This is a genomic window from Campylobacter sp. JMF_08 NE1, from assembly GCF_027737875.1.
GTDB lineage: Bacteria > Campylobacterota > Campylobacteria > Campylobacterales > Campylobacteraceae > Campylobacter_B.
In genome coordinates, this window is record NZ_JAOVUC010000001.1 from 193,148 (window position 1) to 211,739 (window position 18,592).

An 18,592-nucleotide genomic window follows, 5' to 3' on the forward strand; every position below is an offset into this window, starting at 1 on the left:
TTTTTTCAATACAAATCCTTTAAATTTTTTTGAATTTCATTTGCTATATACGAACCTTTTATCCAAACAAATTGTGGGAGCATTTTTATATTATTTACAACTTCTGTTTTATTTTTTAAATGAGAATTTGTGCCACCACCACGGATAAATACTTCGTTTTGGGAACTTTTTATAAAATTTGGTGCGCAAGATTTACTTCCGTCACCTAAAATTTTAGGTTTTCCGTTTGTATCAAAATTTGGTATATCAAGTAATGTTTTATTTGTAATCTTATCTTTTGTATCTTTCCAAGCTTTATAAGCGATATTATAAATAAAATCATTAGAAAATACAATTCTCTCAAAGCCTATAAATTTATTTTCAAAAAGTTCATATTTTTGATTTTTTGCTTTTTTTGGCTCTTCAAAAATAATATACAAAAATTCGTTATTTGCAAAATAATTGTAAATTTGACTATCTTCAAATTTGGTATCTTCTATAAATTCATTAAAATCAATATGAAAAAGCTTCATATCTTCCGTTCTAGCACCAAGCGAAGTTAGAGTTATGGATTTGGCAGTTATGCCAAATTTGGCAAAAAGCTCTATTTGATTTAAGTGTTTAGCGTCTGCCCCAAACATTTTTACGATAATTTTTTCTGCTAAATTTTTGCTATTTGTTAAATTTAAACCTAGTTCATTTGAAATTTCTGCAATAGTTTTATTTTTGTATTTTTTTGTTAGTTCTTCGCATTTTTTATCTATGTCGCTAATGCTAATGTATTTTTCAGGCAATTTAATCAAATCATCACCAAAATATTTTGCGACCATGGTAGAAACAACGGATTGTTTTAGGCGAAAGCGTGGCGGAAATTTAGGCGCGAGATCTATATAAGTTAGCTCTTTTCTAAGCGTTCCGCTTGTGGCGATAAATTCTTTTTTTATATCTTTTTCAAAATTAAATTTACTAGATATATCCGAGCAAAATTTATGAACTATTTCCCAGTCGATTTTCAATCCAGCCTTTTCATCTTCTTCCCAGTTATGAAATTCGTATCCTTTTACTTCGAAATTTCTGTATTCATAAGCACTAACTGGTTTTTTATTTTTGCCAAATTCATAAAGGTAATACACGATTAGCATATTTTCTAATTTTTGCCAAAAATGGCTAGTTTTAAATGTTTGAGTGTGAATTTTATCTACGCCGACAGCTGTTATGCTCATAGGCTCTTTTGCTACATAATTTTTCGATTTTTCTTTTAGTAATATACCAGTGGTTTTTACTTCCGTCGGAGTTTTTTTATCTTTTTCTATTACGATTAAATCGGGTTTTTGCTCGTTATCTTGTGGATATTCTAAAACACATTGTTCGATAGCGCTACCTGCTATTCCTTTTTGTGATTTTACATTTTTAAATTTTTCAAAATAGCCGATATTATCAAATTCGATAAATTTTTTGCCAACTATATCGTTAAATCGTCTGATAATCTCTTTTTTTTCAAAAATATGCTCTGTTGTCATATTATTCCTTTTCGATTATCGTATCTAGTTCTTTGCCGATACGAGTTATCATAGGCACGACAAGGGCATTTCCCATACAAAAATATCTCATACGATCACTCATATTATCAGTCCAATTATCATCAAATCCCTGCAATCTTTCGGTTTCGATTGGCGTTAATATACGCAGTCTATTTGTCTGCGGATCGCAAACCACATGTGTGCTACGATTTATCGTAGATTCGCTAGTTAGCATAGTTCTAGCTGGTTTATCTAATGAATCAGGAAACGCAACAGGACCTTCTGAAAATACATATTCATGCCCATTTTTTGATTTACGATTTATCTTTTTTGATCCTTTTAAATAGCTCATTTTTTCTAATTTTGCATCATCTAAATAGTATTTTTCGCTAACATTTTTTTCCAAAATTTGTTTTAAATTTACAGGTTTTTCTTCTTTTTCTGTAACTTTTGTAGTGTAAATTTTATTATTTATCATAAAACCTGCGCTTTCAAAATTAAATTTAAACTCATCGCTATTTTTTTTAATATCTTCATCTAATTCGCAAATTTCTATCTTTTCAAATTTATTTATCGCAAAAGCTTTTGCCATAAGGCTATCTTTCAAAAAAAGATTTTCTATTTTTTTATTTAATACAAAATTCGCATATTTTGTATCTTTTTTGTAAGCAAAAATAAAAACTCTTCTTCTTCTTTGAGCTGCACCATAAATAGCGGCATTTATAACACGCCACTCTACAAAATATCCAAGATGATGAAGAGTCGAAAGCATAACGCCAAAGTCTCTACCTCTTTGTCTGGCTGGTGATTTTAGCAATCTATCCACATTTTCAAAAAGACAAAATGGTGGTTTTTTTGCGATTATAACATCTCTTATTTGCCACCAAAGCACACCTTTTTGTCCCTCTAAGCCCTTAGAATTTGGAAGCGAATTTGCCACCGAATAATCCTGACACGGAAAACCACCGACTAAAAGCGTGTGATTTGGTATAGTTTTTTTATCTACTTCTGCAATATCTTTGTTTGTGTGAAATTCGCCGTTTTCATCGGTAAAATTACCAAAATGTTTTACATAGCATTCGTGTGCCCATTGTTTTGTTTTATTTGGTTCCCATTGCGAAAACCATACGGTTTGCCAACCACTTTGCAACCTTGAAAAACCAAGCCCAAAACCACCAACACCGGCAAATAATTCACACATAGTTTTTTGCATATTTTTAGTTTGCTTTCAAGATTAAAAATTCTACGCAAATTTTGCAAAATTGTTCTTTTGTAATGAAACAACTAACCATTTCAACTCCGAATTTCAAGCATTTACGCCAATTTCTCTTTAATCAAATCCAAAATTTTATCCACGCTAACGCTTTGTTTTTCTAGGTTTTTGCGCTCGATAAACTCTACTTCGCCGTTAGCTAAGCCCTTGCCGACCAAAACGGCATACGGAAAGCCCATAAGCTCGTAATCGTTCATCTTAACGCCAAAGCGTTCGTTTCTATCATCAAGCAAGGCGTTAATGCCTAAATTTCGGCATTTCTCATAAAGTTCGGTCGCAAAATTGACGATATTTTCATCTTTTGCATTTGAAATGATGATTTCTAGCGCAAAAGGCGATAGCTCTTTGCTCCACACGCAACCCTTTTCATCGTGGCTAGACTCGACTGCGACTGCGACTAGACGGCTCACGCCGATACCATAGCAACCCATGAAAAATGGCTGTGTTTTGCCGTTTTCGTCTAAAAATTTCGCCCCCATAGGGTCTGAATATCTCTGTCCTAGCTGGAAAATGTGTCCTACTTCAATGCCCTTTGTAACGCGTAGTTCGCCACCACAGCACAGGCATTTATCCCCAGCTTTGACTTCGGTTAAGTCTTTGAAGCGAGTTTTGTTAAAATTCGTAACCGCACAACCGATTAAATGGTAGTTTTCTTCGTTTGCCCCAGCTATCATTTCGCGCTCGTTTTCAAGCTCAGCGTCTATGTAAAAATCAATATCCCTTGGCAGTCCAAATGGCCCGCAAAATCCAGGCACAAGCCCAGCTTCGCGCACTTCGCTCTCATCTGCGTCGATTAGTTCTAGCGCGCCACAAGCGTTTTGCGCCTTTGTCTCTTGCAAATCATCGTCGCCTCGCACAAAGAAAACCACGATTTTTGCGCTATCTTCGTAGATTGCCTTTTTCATCACGGCTTTGATTGTAAAAAATTTATCCACTTTGAAAAATCCAGCCACGCTCTCGATTGTTTTGGTGCCTGGCGTGTGAAATTTCATCATACCCTCGGTTTCTGGCGCTTCGCAAGGGGCTGTGCGTTTAGCGCGGTGCGCTGCTTCGATATTAGCAGCATAAGAGCAGTTTTCACAGACCAAAATATCGTCCTCGCCGTTATCTGCTAAAACCATAAATTCCTTGCTTCCGCTTCCGCCGATTGCGCCACTATCGGCTTCTACGGCACGGAAATTTAGCCCAAGACGGGTGAAAATTTTGGTGTAAGTTTGCTCCATGAGATCAAATTCGCGCTTCAAATCAGCCTCATTTGCGTGGAAACTATATCCGTCTTTCATAGTAAATTCGCGCCCACGAAGTAACCCAAAGCGCGGTCTAGCTTCATCTCTAAATTTGGTGTTTATTTGGTAGATATGAAGCGGGAGTTGCTTGTAGCTGGTGATTTTGTTCGCCACCATTAGCACGGCGCTTTCTTCGTTTGTCGGGCTTAGGACGAAGTCATTTTCTTTGCGGTCTTTTAGGCGCAAAAGCTCTTTGCCGTATTTATTATACCTGCCACTTGCTTTCCACGCATCAGCTGGTGTAACCACGCTAAATGCGACTTCTTGTGCGCCTGCGTTATTCATCTCTTCGCGCACGATTTGCGTGATTTTGTTTAAAACCATTTTTCCAAGCGGCATAAAATTATAAAGTCCGCTACCTAACTGCTCGATAAATCCTGCCCTAAGCAAGAAAATATGGCTTGGCAAAATGGCGTCTTTTGGCGCTTCTTTAAATGTCGGTGCAAAAAGTTTGCTAAATTTCATTTTTATTCTCCATTGTTTTGCTATTTTCGTAGTCTAAAAATTTTTCGTAATTTTCTTTAAGGGCGAAAATTTCATTTAACGAATTTGTCGCGAAATCAATCTCGTCCTTGCTCTTTAAATTTTTCAAATTTGTCGTTGGTGTGTGCAAAAATGATTTGAAAACTTGGTGAATTAGCTTTCTGGCTTCTTCTTTGTCGCTGTTTTTTAAATAGCCTTTTTTGATAGCTTTTTCTAGCTCGATTTCGGCTATATCCCTGGCTTTGGCGCGTAGGGCCTTGATGAGTGGGGTGGCTGCTTTGGCGTTTTGGCTATCGAAAAACTCGCTAGTTTGCGCCCCGATGATCGCATAGGCGTTGTGAGCCTGCTCCTCGCGCAAGATTAGGTTGTTTTTGACGATTTCTTCTAAATCATCGACGCTATATACGACGATATCCTCGCTTTGGCTTAGCTCTATGTCGCGCGGGACGGCGATATCGAAAAAGTAGCGTTTGAAATTTTTGGCTTCAATGATTTCATCGGTGATTATTGGCGTAGCGGAGCTTGTCGCGCTGAAAAATAGTCTATTGATATTGACATATTTTTTTAGGTTTTCAAGGCTATCAAATTTCACGCCTTCCCCTAGGCTTTTGGCTAAATTTTCGGCGTTTTTTAAATTTCGGTTCAAAATTGTAATCTTCGCGCCACTTGCGAGCAGGTGTTTGCACGCTAGCTCGCTCATTTCGCCAGCCCCACACACTATGGCTTCCTCGCCTTGAAGCGAGCCTAATTTTTCCTTTGCCATGGATACTGCCACACTTGAAACAGATACTGGGTTTTTGGAAATTTCGGTTTTTGTGCGCACGCTAGCGGCGCATTTTAGCGAAGCGTCGATTGCGCTTTTGATATCCTCGCCTGTGTTGTTGTTTTCAAGCGCAAATTTATACGCATCTTTTAGCTGGCCTACGATTTGCGTTTCGCCGACAACTAGGCTATCGAGCGAGCTTGCAACCGAAAAAAGATGATGAATCGCGCCGTCATCATCGTATAAATCAGCCCTGGTTTCTAGCTCGTCTAGCCCCACGCCACTGACGCGAGATAGCGCAAGTAGGGTAAATTTCGACGCAGCCTCATAATCGCTTACACTAGCGAAAATTTCCACGCGGTTACAGGTATTTAGCACCATGCACTCTTTGATACTCGCGTTCGAGCACAAAAGTCGCAAAATTTCTTTTTTTCGCACATCGTTTGTGAAAGATAGCTTTTCACGCACTGTAATGTCTGTGTTTTTGTGAGTAAAACTCACACTCATATAAGCCATTAAAACTCCCTATTTATCATATTTTCAGCGATTTGTATAAGTTTTTCGTTTTTGAAATCTTTTATCGCTTCTATTGCGCTAGTGCCCAAAAATTTCGCTTCATTTATGCAACGCTCGATGATTTTGTGCTCGCTAAATTTTGCCCTAAGCCACGAAATTTCGTCCTCGTTTAGCTCTTTTTTGAAAAGTGATTTTAGTTTTTCTTTATCATTTTCGTTCAAAATCTCGTATAGATAAATATACGCTAGCGTAGTTTTGCCCTCTTTGAAATCCCCTAAATTCGGCTTTCCTAACACTTCGCTTGATTGTGTGATATCCAAAATATCGTCAATTATTTGAAAGGCAAGACCTAAATTTTTGCCATATTCGCCAAATTTTTCTACCTCCGAGCCCTCGCCAAATTTCAAATACGCCGCACTTCTTGCCACTTCCTCGATGAAAACGGCGGTTTTGTAATAAATCATTTGGGTGTATTTTTGGGCGTCAGAGTTGAAATTTTGCGACATTTTTACATCCATCATTTCGCCGATTGCGAGTTTGGTGACAGCTGAGCTTAGCGAAGTAGCGATGAAGCTAGGAAATTTGCAAAGCTCGCTGTAAGCTTTGGAGTAGAGTATGTCGCCGAGCATAACGGCGTTTTTAGAGCCCTGGGTTGCGTTGATTGAGGGCTTGCCGCGGCGCATTACGCTTTCGTCGATGACATCATCATGCAGCAGGCTAGCAGCCTGAATAAGCTCAGTAATAGCGCATAGTCTTAGGCTCTCTTCGCTCTCTCCGGCGATATTTAAAAGCAGTTTTGAGCGCAGTTTTTTGCCTGAACTAAGAGTCAAAAACATTTTGCTAGCCACGCTGTATCCGCAACTAGCGATGAAATTTTGCATAATTTGATCGATTTTGTCCATTATTTCTTTCTTTTTTGATAAAAAATTTAGCGATTATAGCAAAATTAAATTTAATCCAAGCTAGAATTTATCGATAATCTCCCACGCTTGCTCTGGCGTTTTTGCGTTTTTTACGCCCTCTCTAAACTCACCCATGCCCCAGCTTACTTGCAGATACTGGATATTTGCCCTTTTGGCGGCGAATTCGTCCTTTTTGCTATCGCCTAAAAAAATCGCTTTTTTAAATTTGCTATTTTTTAAAACTTCTAAAATCATAGCGGGATCTGGTTTGTGTGGCACTCTCTCGCTCTCGCCCACGATAAAGTCAAAAAACTCGCTTAGCCCCGTAAATTCGGCTATGCTAGCAAGGCTAACTTGTGGAGCATTCGAGGCTAGGGCGACGAAAAAGCCAGCGTTTTTGCATTTTTTTAGCAAATCCAAAATCCCAGGATATGGCAGGGCGAATTTGCGGTAATTCCCCATATACACAGCCATAAATTCAGCCCCTAGCTCCGCGCTCACGCTCTGTGTGCCATATAGCGCGATAAAGGGGTTTTGCGCAGGATCGTTTATCACGCTCATTATGTAATCATGCTCCAAAGGTGCGAGATCAAGGCGGTTTCTAGTGAAATTTATACTCTCGCAAATGGCCTTTTTGCTATCAAGTAGCGTGCCGTCCATATCAAAGATTATCGTTTTCATGCGCCTCGCCTTGCAAAAATTTTCTAATATCGCTCTCCCATTTTGGCGCGGCGGTAACGGCACTTTCGGTGTAGCATTTATCGAAAAATTTATCGATTCGCGAGGCGTCAAGGTTGTTTAAAACGCTGATTTTAAAGTATCTTGTATAGCCTGCTACATCGAGCACCTCCCCGCTCGTGCCGATACAGACGAACATTTCGCACTCTTGCAGTGCCTCGTATAAATCGGCGTAGTGTGGGGCTTGCTCGCCAAACATAACGATATTGTGGCGCATTTTAGGGCTTTTACATTTTTCGCAAATTTGCCCCTTAATTGGCGCGTAGCCGATATTTTGGACATGTCCGCACGCCTCACAACGAATGTCGGGCAAAAATCCGTGCAAATGAATTACACCCTCACACCCAGCGCGTTCTAGCAAATCATCGACATTTTGGGTTTGCACGACGATTTTTTCTCCAAATTCTTTTTTTAATTTTGCGATTGTGTAGTGCGCTAAATTTGGCTCGCAACCCGCTAATTGCGCCCTGCGCTCATCGTAAAATTTAAGCACCTTCGCTCTATCTTTTAAAAACCCAGGCACCGAGCAAACCTCTGCCACGCTGTATTGCTCCCAAAGTCCGCCACTCTCCCTAAATGTGCGAAGTCCGCTAGCAGCACTCAGTCCAGCCCCACTTAAAATCAATACTTTTTTCATTTTTTACTCCATAAATTTTATTTTTTTGCGGGGGCGGCGCTCAGAGTTGCGATGGCCGCCCGCCCCCGCGCCCCCACCAGGCCAACGCTAGTAGTGGCGCGCTTTGCGCGCTAATTTTACTTTAAAATTCATCGCTAAATTTGCCCTTGTGCTTCTCTTTTTTGTAAGTTTTTGAATTTTTGAGTTTTTCTAGCAAATTTGCCTCTTTTATCAGCTCATCTTTGCCCTTGTGTGCTAGGACCGATTTGACGAAGTTTTCGAGCGATTTCGTGTAGGGCTGGTCTAAATAAACAGCTTCTACTTTTTTTAAAACTTCGTAGTTTTTTATTACGCGAATTTTAAATAAATTTTCGTCAAAATCATCTCGTTTCAAAATCGAAATTGCCGATTTTGCGAAGCGTTCTAAGGCGCGGATGTATTTGATACGATCGCTTTTTTCATTTATTTGGCTCAAATTTTATCCTTTGAAATCAAAAGTGCGATTATACCAAATTTAGCTTTATTTTTTATTTTACATATTTTTCCTATATATTATTAAAACTATATTTTTTTCAAAACACTTTAAATAGGGAATTTATAAAATATATTTTCTCTATTGACTTGTTTGTAAATAAGTGTTATAATCTCTTTAAAATTTTAAAATTTAAGGAGGAGAAATGGCGGAATTTAACTTCGAAACACTAGCAACTCACGCAGGATATAGCTCAAAAGAGGGCTGTGGTTCTATGGCGGTGCCGATTTATCTAACCACGGCGTTTGACTTTGGCACGAGCGAGGAGGCGGCAGCTAGGTTTGCATTGCAAAGCCTTGGTCCCATTTATACGCGCTTAAATAACCCAACGGTCGATATTTTCGAGGCGCGCATTGCAGCCCTTGAAGGTGGCGTGGCGGCGATTGGCACTGCTAGCGGTCAAGCCGCTTCATTTTATGCGGTCGCAAATGTCGCAAGCGCAGGCGATAATATCATCATGGCGCAAAAGGTCTATGGCGGAACTTCGAATTTAATGCTCCATACGCTTAAAAAATTTGGCATTGAAACGCGTATGTTCGACGCAGACAGCGCGGAGGATTTAGAGAGTTTGATTGATGAGAAAACAAAGGCGATTTTCTTCGAAACGCTTTCAAATCCGCAAGTGGCAATTCCAAATTTTTATAAAATCATAGAAATCGCCGATAAATACGGCATTATCAGCATTGTGGATAACACAGTCGCCACGCCAGTGTTGTTTAATCCTATCAAAAAAGGCGCAGATGTCGTCGTGCATAGTGCGAGTAAGTATATCAGCGGTCAAGGGCTAACCATCGCAGGTGCTGTCGTAAGCGGGGCTAGCACAAACAAAAAAATCCTAGCTAATCCAAGATACGCTGATTTCAACGAGCCAGACGAGAGCTATCACGGGCTAGTTTATACAAATTTGGTAGAAAATTTCGACATTTTCACGCTTCGAATTCGCCTTGGTTTGCTTCGCGATATCGGTGCGACGATGAGCCCATTTAGCGCGTGGCAGTTGATTCAGGGGCTTGAAACCCTAAGCGTGAGGGTCAAAGAACACTCTCGTAAAACGCAAAAAATCGCTGAATTTTTAGAATCTCACCCAGCGATAAAAAGCGTAAATTACCCAGGGCTAAAAAGTTCGCCACTAAATAAATTTGTAAGCGAAAATTTCACCGAGGGGTTATGTAGCGGACTTTTGTGTTTTGATGCAGGAAGTAGAAAAGTAGCTGATGATATCATGCGAGAGGTGAAAATTTTCGCCGTTGTCGTAAATATCGGCGATAGCAAATCCGTCATCACTCACCCAGCAAGTTCAACTCACTCGCAATCAAGCGACGAGGAACTTTTAAGCGCAGGGATTACACCGGGGCTAATTAGGCTTAGCGTGGGGCTAGAAGACACTGACGATTTGATTAATGATCTTAAAAACGCAATCGAAAAAGCAACGAAATAAGGGGAATATATGGCACTTTTATCTACAAAAGGCGTTTATGGCTTAATGGCGATTTTAGAAATCGCCAAAGCTAGCGAAATTTCGCCGATTAGCATTAGCGAAATTTCAGATAGAATTTTGGTTTCAAAAAACTATTTGGAGCAGATTTTAAACGGCCTTAGAGGTGGCGGATTGATCGAGAGTATAAAGGGCAAAAACGGCGGATATTATCTCTCGCGCGATATCGAGGATATCACATTTGCCGATGTTTTTAAGGCTATGGAGAAGGACTTTAAGCTTACGAATTTGAAGCTTTTAAACCCAAATTTAGAGTTTTTTTTCAAAGAGTATGATGAAAAACTGCTAGAAATTTTCAACAAATCAATTAGCAAATTTGAAGAATACAAGGAAGAAAGCACTAAATTTTTGGATTTTAGTATTTGATTTGAGGCTGTGCGCAGTTTCACAACGATAAAAAAAGGAAAAAAATGAAAATAGCAAACGATGTAACAGATCTAATCGGCAACACTCCGTTAGTTAGGATTAATACCTTTTCAAAAAACGCGACAATACTTGCAAAAGCTGAGTTTCTAAACCCAAGCCACTCGGTCAAAGATCGTATCGCGTGGAATATCATCAAGGTCGCCTTCGTGCAAAATCTCATCAACAAAGACACAATCCTAATCGAGCCAACCAGCGGAAATACGGGCGTAGGACTAGCCATGGTAGCTGCGAAAATGGGGCTAAAACTAATCCTAACAATGCCAAGTTCGATGAGTATCGAAAGACAAAAACTAATCGCGGCTTTTGGCGCGAAAATCGTGCTCACAGATCCGCAATTTGGCATGAAGGGTGCCGTGGATAAGGCAAACGAACTAGCCGAGGAAAACCCAAATTCCTTTATCCCAAGCCAGTTTGACAATCCGGCCAACCCACAAGCCCACTACGAGAGCACTGGCCCTGAGATTTGGCGCGATACAGACGGCAAAGTCGATATCCTAGTCGCTGGATTTGGCACGGGAGGCACGCTAAGCGGGACTGCGAAATATCTCAAAGAGCAAAACCCTGATTTAAAGGTAATCGCGGTCGAGCCTGATTCGTCGCCACTAGCCAGTAGAGGGTGCGCTGGAAGCCACAAAATCCAAGGAATCGGCGCAAATTTCATACCGAAAAACCTAAATTTAGACATAATCGATGAGTATATCGCGGTCGCAAATGGCGCAGCTTTCGATACTGCAAAGACTTTGGCGCAAAAAGAGGGCTTGCTAGTGGGCATTTCAAGCGGCGCAAATGTCTATGCGGCAAACATAATCGCCAATCGTTTCGAAAATCGTGGCAAAATCATCGTAACCACGCTAAATGACACTGGCGAGAGATACCTTTCTACCGATTTATTCAAATAAAATCTAATTTCAAATTTGCGAATTTTGAAATTCGCAAATTTGCTTTTTACTACGAAAAATTCCAAAACGCTAAATTCGCTGTCATTGCGAGGAGCGAAGCGACGAAGCAATCTACGAATTAAAAATTCCAAACTCTAAATTTGCAAAATTTATAAAATTCTATAAATTTCTGCTAAAACACTGCGCCGAAATTTTAAATTCGTAGATTGCTTCGAATTTGCTACGCAAATTCTCGCAATGACACTAGTGAGCAAATTTGTTTAATTTGTCATTGCGAGCGAGTGTAACGAGCGTGGCAATCTACGAGTTTAAAATTTCATAAATTTCTGCCAAAACACTGTGCTGATTAACCAAAATTTACACATTATTATCAAAATTTGCGCTAGAATTTGGCTAAATTTCATAAAAAAGGAAAGTTATGAAAAAGCTTTTTGTTTTTTTATTTTTGTGTGCTTCTTTGTGGGGCAAAATCAACATAAACGACGCGACTAGATACGAGCTAATGACCATTGGCGGGCTTGATGCGGGCAGGGCGGACATGCTCATAAACTACCGCAAATCGCGCGAAATCACAGATGAAAACCAGCTAAAAAACATAACCGGTTTTGGCGGTTATGATACGACTAGGCTCGCGCAAAATTTTGATTTGCAAGCCCTGCCAAAGCCCCAGCCTGCCCCAGAACCTAAAAAAGAGAGCGAACAAAACATAATCATAATCCAACCAGAAAAAAAGGTCTATGTAAATCACCCGCCAAGATACCGCTACGAACAGAATTTCGGCAATGGTATCACTATCATAGAGGAGGGCAATCTACGACGCAGACCACTACCGCCACGCTACGAGGAGCACCGAGGGCGCCGCTTTGGCGCGCATGAGCAAAACAGAGTCGCCAAACCTGCGCCCGTGCCACAGCACCTCACTACACAAAGAGCTAAGAGCTCCCAAAATAACTGCGTCATGCGAAATGGAATTTGCATAAGTGGCGAAGTGCGCGCCAGAGGCGTGTGGCGGTAGGCATCTGGCTTAAATTTTTAAATCAAAGGGAGAAAATATAAAAAACAAGTCAGCACAAAATTTACAAAGGAGATTATTATATGAAAATTCATAAAAAGACCAAAATTCTACTTATTGCTTTATCGATTATTGCCATAGTTGGATTGCCGATTATTGGGTATTTGAATTTCATTGGTTATAGTTTTAGACATCATAAAATTTTAACCAAAGATGAGTTGTTGCAGATTTTTACACAAGATGAGTTTGAATTTCAAGTCTATGTAATTGAGAGCTATAACCAAGAAAATCATGGCAACAAATTTTACGAGTTAGATAAAAATTTGGCTATGGACGAAATGATTTTGGAAATATCCGAAATCATAAATTCTCATATAGATGATAATGGGACTTTTGATTTGTTTAAGGGGCTACAAAGTAATTTTGCTATGAAAGATATAACGCAAGAAATTTTGAATATAAACGAAAAAATTCCTTACTACAAAGAAGACGCTCAAATTATCGCCGACTATAACAAAGAAAGTCACGGGAATTGGGTTTATGCGGGATTTAGCAAGATTAATTATCCTGTTGGAAAAACTGTAATATTTGACGATATAAAGAATTTTTCGATTTACCCTTCCGACGCTTTTGAGATAAAAGAGTGTGAAATACCTACTAGTTTTGTTGGTAGATTGCTTGGTAAAAGTAAGTATTGTAGAAAAAAGAAAACTTTCGTATATATCGATAAATGCTACAAAACACCAGATGGACTTGTTTGCCTAGATAGCGATTTAAAAGAAATGAAATCCGAAATGGAAAAATTTCAAAGCGGACACAGAGGTGGCATTTCTAATGCTATTTGGATTTATGAAATTCCTATAAATAACGACGGAATTAATAAAAAGCAATGGCGGTGGCAATGGATAGGCAACGGCTTATCTAGCTCAACAAATAATTAAAAATTTTTAAAGGAATAAAAAATGTCAAATACAAACTTAAAAGAAAAAGAATTAAATTTAGATAGCGACCAAGCTCAAAAATGTCTGCTTGACACGCAAAACATATAGGGGCTATGAGACGACCTGCGAAGATATGCGCCATTATTTTATATCGTTGTATAAAATCCGTTAATTTTCTCGTTTTAAAATTTCAGCTTCGACGATATGATAAATTTAAAGAGGGCAAATTTTAAACTGCATTTGAATAGATGGCTAAGGACACGAAATTTTGACATAATACGCTGATAAAATTACTTAAAAATAGAGTTACTAGTCTAAATTTATACCACAAACCAAAATCATTTTTAAGCTATTTTATGGATTTAAAGTCATTTAAAATTTAACTTTCCAAAATGCTACAAATTTTGCAAAACACAAATTTTCGGGGCAGTGTTTGCAAAAATAAAGGCGAAATTTAGCTATTTTCTCGCCATGAAAACAGCGAAATTCGCCCATTTAAAGATAATTTCCACGCTGGCAAATCCGGCATTAAGCGCGAGTGTTTTGTTCTCGCTCTCGGTGTATGGGATTAGCACATTTTCGAGCGCTTTGCGCTTTTGGGCGATTTCGAACTTCGAATAGCCTTGATTTTCTTTGTAATTTTCGTAAATTTCAATCATATTTTTGCTAAGCGTTTTATCCTCATAAACGAGCTTTTCAGCGAAAATCAAAACCCCGTTTTCGCTCAAATTTTCATAAATTTTGCGCATAAATTCCGCCCGTTTTATCGGGCGAATAAACTGCAAAGTATAGTTTAAAATAACGGCGTCAAAGCCCTTAAAATCGCACTCTAAGATATCTTCGCACGAAAATTTTATCTGCGCGCCAAAAGCAGCGGTTTTTGCCGCGGCGATTTCTAGCATTGCCTCGGAGTTATCCACGCCAAAAAGCGCCAAATCAGGGCGCATTTGATACAAGCTAAGCAAAATCCCAGCCGTCGAGCAGCCAAGGTCTATGGCTTTGGCACCCTGACCCAAAATCCGTGCCAAAAGCTCGCAAACAAGCTCGGAGCTTTGTTTATAAAACGGCACCGAGCGCGCGATCATATCGTCAAAGACGCTAGCAACGCTTTTGTCGAACTCAAACTGCTTTTTTATCGGCGTTTTGAAAATTTCATCTTTCATATTTGTTTCCTAAAATATCCCTAGCAAGGGCGATGTCGCTTGAAATTTGCGCTTTTAATTCGCCCAAATTTTCAAATTTTTTGTTTTCGCGGATAAATTTGATAAATTTCACGCTAGCGCTCTTTGGCGTGAAATTTGCGCCAAACTCCCCTAAAATGTGCGTTTCTATGGCGAAATTGCTATCCGTGCTGACCCTGTGCCCTATAAAAGAGACGCTTTTGTAAATTTTGTTTTTTACCCTGCACAGCGTGGCATAAACGCCAAATTTTGGCATATAAAACTCGCTAGCATCTAGATTTAGCGTCGCAAACAGCTCCTTTGCGCCAAGGCCTTGACCGCTGATGACTTTGCCAGAGATTTCATACTCCCTCCCCAAAAACTGCGCCGCCTTCTCGCACTCGCCAGCGTTTAAAAACTCCTTAATCAGCCTCGTATGCACGCCCACGCCGTTGATTTTATACTCGTCGATTATGAGCGTTTCGCCAGCGAAATTCGCGCGCAAAAACTCTGCGTCGCTGGCTCTATTTTTGCCAAATTTAAAATCATTTCCGACTACGATTTTTTCTAAATTTGGAAAATTTGCGTTTAAAAGCGCGATAAATTCGGCTCCGCTTAAATTTTTCACCCTAGCTAAATCGCAGTAAAAAATCTCTTTTTCGCAAATTTGGCTAATTAGGCTAGGTGGCGTGAGTTTGGGCGCAGTATCGGCGATGACTATGATTATGCCGCCATGCTCGCCAAGAGCGTCAAATAGCTTTTGATGAGCCCTGTGAAATCCGTCGAAATTGCCGATAGCAAGGGCTTTAATCTCGCTTTTTTTCGCTCCATTTAAATTTAGAAATTTCTCGTTTTCGCCAAATTTGGCTAGGATTGAAATTTCGCTAGGCTCACTCATTTTTGCTTCGTCCATACGATTTTTTGGGTGTCATAGCCACTTTCTTTGGCTTTGTTTAGGTAGATATTTTTGATGAGTTCGGGCATGGTTTTGGTGCGCGAAAGCATATAAAGCTCGCCTGTGTTTTCGCCAAAAACGAGCGCGTAGCTGTAATCCGCATCGGTTTGAGCGACGCTAAATTTGGCATTTTTTATTATGCCTTTGCGAACTAAATTTCCCTCGGATTTTTTGCCCACAAAGGCTAGTTCTTCGCTAGATAATTTGATTTTTCCGCTTTGGCTTTGGGCTGATTTTAGCATATTTATCGAGCCGTTTTTATCGACGAAAATCTCATAGGCTGTGTTTTCTAACTCGCCCCCAAAGCCCTTGATATGGGCTATCTCATACCAACCACCGCAAAATTTAGCTATGTCAAAATCCCGCGTGATAGGCGCGTTTGGCGAAATGCTTTTGGCGCACGCCCCCAGGAAAAATATAGTTAAAGTTAAAATTAAAATTTGCTTAAATTTCATCTATTCTCCTTTTTTATAATGATAGAAAAACTCCTGATTTCCCTCTTTGCCTTTGATTTGACAAGGGAGTTTTTGTATCATTATAAGCCCCATTTTAGCGCAGTTTAACTCAAATTTCGCCATTGCTTGTTCGACTAGCTTTTGATTTTTTATGACGCCTTTTTTATCTCGTTTTGCGCCCACGCCGACCTCGAATTGCGGTTTGAAAAGCAAGATTATATCGCGCGAAGCAAGGCGCAAAATGCTAGGCAAAATTTTCTCAATCCCGATAAAGCTCACATCGCAGGTGATTAGCTCAAAACTCGTTTGGCTCTCAAACTCCCTGATATCGGTGTTTTCGCGCACGATTACACGCGAATCGTGGCGCAAGCTATCATCTAGCTGTGCGCTTCCCACATCAAGGGCTACGACCTCGCTTGCGCCGTATTTTAGCAAAATTTGCACAAATCCGCCTGTCGATGAGCCGATATCTAGGGCGCGCACGCCTGCGATATCAAGCGCGCACTCATCTAAAAATCCCTTTAATTTCAGTGCGCCACGGCTTACGAAAATCTCGTCTGTCGCGCTAATATCGCCACTTTCTACTTCGGCTGATATCTTGTCGCAAATTTCGCCATTTAGCAAAATTTTGCCCTCTTTAATGAGATTTTGGGCTTTGTTTCGACTGATTTTTAGAGCATGAGCTACGAAATTATCAAATCTCACGCGCCATTTCCTCAAACTCATCTTCGCTTAGCGTGCGCACGCCAAGGGTATTTGCCTTATCTAGCTTGCTTCCAGCCTCGCTTCCATAAATCACAAAATCGGTTTTGGCTGATACTGAGCCCGAAACCTTTGCGCCCATTTGCAAAAGGCGGTTTTTGATCTCATCTCTGGGGCGCGACATGGTGCCAGTAAGCACGATAGTCTTGCCTGTAAAGGCGGTTTGCGTGGTTTCGCTCTTAGAAATTTGTGGATTTATGATATTGATTAAATTGCGAATTTTCTCTTCGTTTTCGGTGCAAAATTCGCAAAAACTCTTCGCCATAGCTTCGCCAAAATTTTCTAAATTTAGCACCTCTTCATAGCTAGCTTCCAGCCATTTCTCGCCGAAACTCTCGGCGATTTTGCGCGCTGCGACCTCGCCTATATGCTCGATACCAAGCCCGCTGATGAAGCGATAAAGCTGCGCGCCCTTGCTCGAATTTATGGCGTTTAAGAGATTTGAAATTTTTTTATCTTTGAAGCCTTCAAGCCCCACAAAATCAGCTTCGCTAAGCGCGTAAATATCGGCGATTTCGTTAATTTTACCAAGGCTATGAAGCAAGCTAATCGTAGCCTCGCTTAGCCCTTCGATATTCATACATTTTTTCGAGCAAAAATAGATCAAAGCCCCTACAATTCGTGCTTTGCAACCCAAATTTTGACATTTTATCAAAGCCCCCTCATCGAGCAGGCTACCACCACATACAGGACACGCGCTAGGGCGAGTTATGGGCGTTTGCGAGCCGTCTCTGCGCCCAGCAAAGACGCTTGTGATTTTTGGGATTACATCGCCGCTTCGTATAATTCCCACAAAATCGTTTTTCATCAGCCCCAAACGCTCGATTTCATCGAAATTATGAAGCGTAGCGTTGCTGACATTTGCTCCGTCGATATTGACGCTTTCGACCACCGCCACAGGGGTGATTGCGCCCGTTCTACCTACTTGCAAAACAATGTCTTTTAGCCTTGTAACCTTTTCGATAGCTGGGAATTTATACGCCACCATGAAACGCGGAAATTTCACGGTGTATCCCAGCAAATCGCACTTTGCGACATCGTTTATGCGAAGTACCATGCCATCAAGCATCAAATCTTTTTTATCGCGCAGGGCGTGCAAATCCTCGTAAGCCTTGCGGATTTCATTTGCACTCGCGCAAATTCGCCTAAAATCGTCCCTCTTAAAGCCAAGACTTCGCACAAACTCCATAATCTCGCTATGGCGCGTGAAATTTAATCTATGCTCGCCCACGCCCCAAGGGATAAATTGAAGTTTTCGCTTCGCTACGACCGCGCTATCTAGCTGGCGAAGGCTCCCGGCTGCGGCGTTGCGCGGGTTTGAAAACAGCGCTTCGCCATTTTGCGCACGCTCATCGTTTAGGGCGTCAAAATCGCTTTTAGCAATCAAAACTTCGCCACGAATTTCGATTTTTTCATTATATGGGATTTGAAGCGGGATTGATTTTATCGCTCTTGCATTGGCGGTTACATTTTCGCCGATTTTGCCGTCCCCGCGCGTGGCAGCCGAGATTAAAATGCCGTCTTCGTAGGTCAAATTTAGGCTCGCTCCGTCAAATTTCGGCTCGACATAAAATTCTAAATTTGCCTTTTCTCCACGCCCAAGCCACGCCAAAAGCTCGCCGTCGTCAAAAATATCCTCCATAGACCACATTTGTGCGCCGTGAGAGAGCTTTTCGAAACCCTCGCTAAGCTCGCCTCCGATACGCAAAGTAGGGGAGTATGGCAAAATTTTCTCTGGGTGAGCGCGCTCGAAGATTTCGACCTTGCTATATAGCGCGTCGTATTCTTCATCGCTAGCGATTGGATTATCCTGCGTGTAATACGCTCTCGCCCATAAATTCAGGGTTTGGACGGCATTTTTGTATTCGTTAAAATCCAT

Annotated in this window: 18 protein-coding genes; 5 read left to right on the forward strand and 13 right to left on the reverse strand. The window is 40.5% G+C overall.

The annotated features are described in order from the left end of the window. Positions 1–5 precede the first annotated feature (5 nt). From OFN91_RS00900 to OFN91_RS00935, 8 genes are all read right to left on the reverse strand, one after another. Positions 6–1,499 carry a MutH/Sau3AI family endonuclease gene (locus tag OFN91_RS00900; RefSeq protein WP_270872926.1) on the reverse strand — a complete coding sequence of 498 codons (1,494 nt, stop codon included), beginning with the start codon at positions 1,497–1,499 and terminating at the stop codon, positions 6–8. 1 nt (position 1,500) lies between these two features. Continuing rightward, positions 1,501–2,700 carry a DNA (cytosine-5-)-methyltransferase gene (gene dcm / locus OFN91_RS00905; RefSeq protein ID WP_270872927.1) on the reverse strand — a complete coding sequence of 400 codons (1,200 nt, stop codon included), beginning with the start codon at positions 2,698–2,700 and terminating at the stop codon, positions 1,501–1,503. 113 nt (positions 2,701–2,813) lie between these two features. Then, the gene (locus tag OFN91_RS00910; protein ID WP_270872928.1) at positions 2,814–4,523 is read right to left on the reverse strand and encodes a proline--tRNA ligase; all 1,710 of its coding nucleotides are present in this window, start codon (positions 4,521–4,523) and stop codon (positions 2,814–2,816) included. Continuing rightward, a complete protein-coding gene (gene hemA, locus OFN91_RS00915) occupies positions 4,513–5,820 on the reverse strand; it encodes a glutamyl-tRNA reductase (RefSeq protein ID WP_270858945.1) in 1,308 nt (435 codons plus the stop codon). Before hemA ends, OFN91_RS00910 begins: the two co-directional genes overlap by 11 nt. Beyond that, on the reverse strand, positions 5,820–6,722 hold the full coding sequence (locus OFN91_RS00920) for a polyprenyl synthetase family protein (RefSeq protein WP_270872929.1): 903 nt from the start codon (positions 6,720–6,722) through the stop codon (positions 5,820–5,822). Before OFN91_RS00920 ends, hemA begins: the two co-directional genes overlap by 1 nt. Positions 6,723–6,782: 60 nt before the next feature. Then, positions 6,783–7,403 (reverse strand): HAD family hydrolase, encoded by a 621-nt coding sequence (locus OFN91_RS00925; RefSeq protein WP_270868230.1) that lies wholly within the window; start codon positions 7,401–7,403, stop codon positions 6,783–6,785. After that, positions 7,384–8,097, reverse strand: a complete 714-nt coding sequence (locus OFN91_RS00930; RefSeq protein ID WP_270872930.1) for an SIR2 family NAD-dependent protein deacylase — start codon at positions 8,095–8,097, stop codon at positions 7,384–7,386. Before OFN91_RS00930 ends, OFN91_RS00925 begins: the two co-directional genes overlap by 20 nt. A gap of 121 nt (positions 8,098–8,218) precedes the next feature. Then, positions 8,219–8,551, reverse strand: coding sequence for a hypothetical protein (locus OFN91_RS00935; protein ID WP_270866260.1), 333 nt, complete (start codon positions 8,549–8,551; stop codon positions 8,219–8,221). Between the two features lie 202 nt (positions 8,552–8,753). Between OFN91_RS00935 and OFN91_RS00940 the strand changes: the two genes are divergently transcribed. From OFN91_RS00940 to OFN91_RS00960, 5 genes are all read left to right on the forward strand, one after another. Beyond that, on the forward strand, positions 8,754–10,046 hold the full coding sequence (locus OFN91_RS00940) for an O-acetylhomoserine aminocarboxypropyltransferase/cysteine synthase family protein (RefSeq protein WP_270872931.1): 1,293 nt from the start codon (positions 8,754–8,756) through the stop codon (positions 10,044–10,046). A 9-nt stretch (positions 10,047–10,055) separates the two neighbouring features. Further along, a complete protein-coding gene (locus OFN91_RS00945; protein ID WP_270858939.1) occupies positions 10,056–10,469 on the forward strand; it encodes an RrF2 family transcriptional regulator in 414 nt (137 codons plus the stop codon). A 44-nt stretch (positions 10,470–10,513) separates the two neighbouring features. After that, a complete protein-coding gene (cysK, locus tag OFN91_RS00950; protein ID WP_270864410.1) occupies positions 10,514–11,428 on the forward strand; it encodes a cysteine synthase A in 915 nt (304 codons plus the stop codon). 418 nt (positions 11,429–11,846) lie between these two features. After that, the gene (locus OFN91_RS00955) at positions 11,847–12,443 is read left to right on the forward strand and encodes a hypothetical protein (protein WP_270872932.1); all 597 of its coding nucleotides are present in this window, start codon (positions 11,847–11,849) and stop codon (positions 12,441–12,443) included. An 80-nt stretch (positions 12,444–12,523) separates the two neighbouring features. After that, on the forward strand, positions 12,524–13,381 hold the full coding sequence (locus OFN91_RS00960) for a hypothetical protein (protein ID WP_270872933.1): 858 nt from the start codon (positions 12,524–12,526) through the stop codon (positions 13,379–13,381). 458 nt (positions 13,382–13,839) lie between these two features. On the opposite strand, the gene cmoA is transcribed toward OFN91_RS00960, so the two are convergent. The 5 genes from cmoA to ligA are packed head-to-tail and all read right to left on the reverse strand — an operon-like array spanning position 13,840 to position 18,592. Continuing rightward, positions 13,840–14,544, reverse strand: coding sequence for a carboxy-S-adenosyl-L-methionine synthase CmoA (gene cmoA, locus OFN91_RS00965; RefSeq protein ID WP_270872934.1), 705 nt, complete (start codon positions 14,542–14,544; stop codon positions 13,840–13,842). Further along, positions 14,534–15,454 (reverse strand): bifunctional riboflavin kinase/FAD synthetase, encoded by a 921-nt coding sequence (locus tag OFN91_RS00970; RefSeq protein ID WP_270872935.1) that lies wholly within the window; start codon positions 15,452–15,454, stop codon positions 14,534–14,536. The genes cmoA and OFN91_RS00970 overlap by 11 nt, the downstream gene beginning before the upstream one ends. Beyond that, complete coding sequence (locus OFN91_RS00975) at positions 15,436–15,951, reverse strand: lipocalin family protein (protein WP_270872936.1); 516 nt, start codon at positions 15,949–15,951, stop codon at positions 15,436–15,438. The genes OFN91_RS00970 and OFN91_RS00975 overlap by 19 nt, the downstream gene beginning before the upstream one ends. Next, a complete protein-coding gene (gene tlyA / locus OFN91_RS00980; RefSeq protein ID WP_270872937.1) occupies positions 15,952–16,656 on the reverse strand; it encodes a 23S rRNA (cytidine-2'-O)-methyltransferase TlyA in 705 nt (234 codons plus the stop codon). After that, positions 16,646–18,592 (reverse strand): NAD-dependent DNA ligase LigA, encoded by a 1,947-nt coding sequence (ligA, locus tag OFN91_RS00985; protein WP_270872938.1) that lies wholly within the window; start codon positions 18,590–18,592, stop codon positions 16,646–16,648. Before ligA ends, tlyA begins: the two co-directional genes overlap by 11 nt.

Excerpts from the sequence above, each read along its gene's own strand:
- OFN91_RS00955 (WP_270872932.1), top strand. The coding sequence starts at position 11,847 with ATGAAAAAGCTTTTTGTTTTTTTATTTTTGTGTGCTTCTTTGTGGGGC.
- hemA (WP_270858945.1), bottom strand. The coding sequence starts at position 5,820 with ATGGCTTATATGAGTGTGAGTTTTACTCACAAAAACACAGACATTACA.
- cmoA (WP_270872934.1), bottom strand. The coding sequence starts at position 14,544 with ATGAAAGATGAAATTTTCAAAACGCCGATAAAAAAGCAGTTTGAGTTC.
- dcm (WP_270872927.1), bottom strand. The coding sequence starts at position 2,700 with ATGTGTGAATTATTTGCCGGTGTTGGTGGTTTTGGGCTTGGTTTTTCA.
- OFN91_RS00910 (WP_270872928.1), bottom strand. The coding sequence starts at position 4,523 with ATGAAATTTAGCAAACTTTTTGCACCGACATTTAAAGAAGCGCCAAAA.
- ligA (WP_270872938.1), bottom strand. The coding sequence starts at position 18,592 with ATGGATTTTAACGAATACAAAAATGCCGTCCAAACCCTGAATTTATGG.
- OFN91_RS00960 (WP_270872933.1), top strand. The coding sequence starts at position 12,524 with ATGAAAATTCATAAAAAGACCAAAATTCTACTTATTGCTTTATCGATT.
- OFN91_RS00900 (WP_270872926.1), bottom strand. The coding sequence starts at position 1,499 with ATGACAACAGAGCATATTTTTGAAAAAAAAGAGATTATCAGACGATTT.
- OFN91_RS00925 (WP_270868230.1), bottom strand. The coding sequence starts at position 7,403 with ATGAAAACGATAATCTTTGATATGGACGGCACGCTACTTGATAGCAAA.
- OFN91_RS00920 (WP_270872929.1), bottom strand. The coding sequence starts at position 6,722 with ATGGACAAAATCGATCAAATTATGCAAAATTTCATCGCTAGTTGCGGA.
- cysK (WP_270864410.1), top strand. The coding sequence starts at position 10,514 with ATGAAAATAGCAAACGATGTAACAGATCTAATCGGCAACACTCCGTTA.
- OFN91_RS00945 (WP_270858939.1), top strand. The coding sequence starts at position 10,056 with ATGGCACTTTTATCTACAAAAGGCGTTTATGGCTTAATGGCGATTTTA.
- OFN91_RS00970 (WP_270872935.1), bottom strand. The coding sequence starts at position 15,454 with ATGGACGAAGCAAAAATGAGTGAGCCTAGCGAAATTTCAATCCTAGCC.
- OFN91_RS00940 (WP_270872931.1), top strand. The coding sequence starts at position 8,754 with ATGGCGGAATTTAACTTCGAAACACTAGCAACTCACGCAGGATATAGC.
- OFN91_RS00930 (WP_270872930.1), bottom strand. The coding sequence starts at position 8,097 with ATGAAAAAAGTATTGATTTTAAGTGGGGCTGGACTGAGTGCTGCTAGC.
- OFN91_RS00975 (WP_270872936.1), bottom strand. The coding sequence starts at position 15,951 with ATGAAATTTAAGCAAATTTTAATTTTAACTTTAACTATATTTTTCCTG.